2 protein-coding genes are annotated in these 2,242 nt (G+C 75.3%); both read left to right on the top strand.

The window, feature by feature from the left end:
* Nucleotides 1-1,069 (top strand): ROK family protein (locus tag I59_RS05125; RefSeq protein ID WP_022902951.1); only part of this gene is annotated, 1,069 nt, incomplete at its 5' end.
* Nucleotides 1,066-2,109 carry an NAD(P)-dependent alcohol dehydrogenase gene (locus I59_RS05120; protein ID WP_022902950.1) on the top strand — a complete coding sequence of 348 codons (1,044 nt, stop codon included), beginning with the start codon at nucleotides 1,066-1,068 and terminating at the stop codon, nucleotides 2,107-2,109. The genes I59_RS05125 and I59_RS05120, both read left to right, overlap by 4 nt.
* Nucleotides 2,110-2,242: the final 133 nt, after the last annotated feature.

Below are 2,242 nucleotides of genomic sequence, written 5' to 3'. Positions count from 1 at the left end.
CGCCGCAGCCGTGGTCGAGATCGACGCCGTGACGGTCGCCCTCGTCGGCCTCGACGGCTCCGTCCGGCACCGCCGCGCCGAACCCCAGGCAGCACCGCCGACCGCCGCCGAGGCCGTCGTCACCGTCGCCCGGCTCCTCGACGAGCTGGTGGCGCACGCGAGCAGCACGACCGGGCCCGTCCGCGTCGTCGGGATCGGCGTCGCGGTCCCCGGCACCGTCCGCGCCGAGGACGGCACGGTCCAGTACGCGCCGCACCTCGGCTGGCACGACGAGCCCGTCGCCGAGCCCCTCGCGGACCGCACGGGGCTCCCCGTCGCGGCGGCGAACGACGCGGACCTCGGCGCCTGGGCGGAACGACTCGCGGGCAGCGGCCGGGGCGTCGACGACGTCGTCTACCTCAACGGTGGCGCGAGCGGCATCGGCGGCGGGGTCATCACCGCCGGTCGACCGCTCATCGGCGCCGACGGCTACGCCGGCGAGCTCGGGCACACCTTCGTCGCCGCGAACGGCATCCGCTGCCACTGCGGAGCCGTCGGGTGCCTCGAGACCGAGGCGTCCCGCGAGGCCCTCACCTCCGTCGCGGGCACGCCGCCGGACGACCTCCGCGCCCTGGCCGCCGCGCTCGCCGAGGAGCGACCCGACCTCGAGTCGGTCGTGGACCGGCAGGTGTCGGCACTCGTGACCGCGCTCCGCAACGCCATCCACACCGTCAACCCCGAGGTCGTCGTGCTCGGCGGGTTCCTCGGGGTGCTGCTCGAGCACGTCGGCGACCGTATCCTCGACGACGTCCGCGCCCAGTCGATGCCGGGGACCGCGGACCGACTCCGCATCGTGCCCGCGGCCCTCGGCGACGACGTCCTGACGCGGGGCGCGGCCGAGGTCGGCTTCCGCGAGCTGCTGCGCGACCCTGCCGCGCACGCCGACGCCGCCCGGCCCGCCGCCCGGCCCGCCGCCGCGCACGCCGCCGCCGCCGTGCAGCCCGCGGCCGGGCGCACCCGCGCACCCTCCTCCCCGAACGCACCAGGAACCGACCGCGACGCCGCGGCCGAGGAAGCGAGAACCCCATGACCACCGAGACCGCCGACCACCAGCGCACGAGCGTGCTCCTCGGCACCCAGGACCTCACGGTCGAGGACCGCCCCGTGCCGACGCCCGACCCCGGCGACGTCCTCGTCCGGGTCGCGGCCGTCGGTGTCTGCGGGTCCGACGTGCACTACTACCGGCACGGCCGCATCGGTGACTTCGTCGTCGAGGAGCCCCTCGTCCTCGGCCACGAGCTCTCCGGCACGGTCGTCGCCGTCGGCGCGGGCGTCGACGAGTCCCGGGTGGGAGAGCGGGTCGCCGTCGAGCCGCAGCGCCCCTGTCACCGGTGCGCGCAGTGCCTCGCCGGGCGGTACAATCTCTGCCCGCACATGCGCTTCTACGCGACGCCGCCGATCGACGGCGCCTTCACCGAGTACGTGACCATCGAGTCCGAGTTCGCGCACACCCTGCCCGACACCGTCTCGTTCGAGGCCGGCGCGCTCCTGGAGCCCCTGTCGGTCGGCATCGCGGCCGTGCGCAAGGCGGGCATCGTCCCGGGCTCCTCGGTCCTCATCGCCGGTGCGGGGCCGATCGGTGTGATCTGCGCGCAGGCCGCCCGGGCGTTCGGTGCGAGCCGGATCGTCGTGAGCGACCTCGTCGCCGAGCGACGCGAGCGGGCCCTGTCGTTCGGCGCCACCGAGGTCGTCGACCCCACCGTCGTGGACGTCACCTCGGACATCGTGCCGGTGGACGCGTTCATCGACGCGAGCGGGGCACCCCGTGCGGTCTCGGACGGCATCAAGACGGTCGGTCCCGCGGGCGCCGCGGTCCTCGTCGGCCTCGGCAACTCCGAGATGACGCTCCCGGTCGAGCACATCCAGAACCTCGAGGTCACCGTGACCGGCATCTTCCGCTACACGAACACGTGGCCGGTCGCGATCGGCCTGGTCGCGTCCGGGCAGGTGGACCTCGACTCGCTCGTCACCGGGCGCTACGGCCTCGACGAGGTCCGCGAGGCCCTGGAGTCCGACACCGACCCGGCGTCGCTGAAGTCCGTCGTCTACCCCGGTGGTGCACCCGCCTGAGCAGCGCCGCGCGACCCGCTGACGGACTGGGCCCACGCCGCCGGTTCCGGCGTGACGCGTCAGCGGCAGGCCGGCCGTGCCGGTGGGGGGAGGCACTGTGCGTGCCCGCTCCGTGCCTCCAGTCCGTCGTCTG

It is taken from the genome of Curtobacterium sp. B8 (assembly GCF_000333315.1).
Lineage (GTDB): Bacteria > Actinomycetota > Actinomycetes > Actinomycetales > Microbacteriaceae > Curtobacterium > Curtobacterium luteum.
This window is presented reverse-complemented; position numbering and strand designations above follow the sequence as displayed.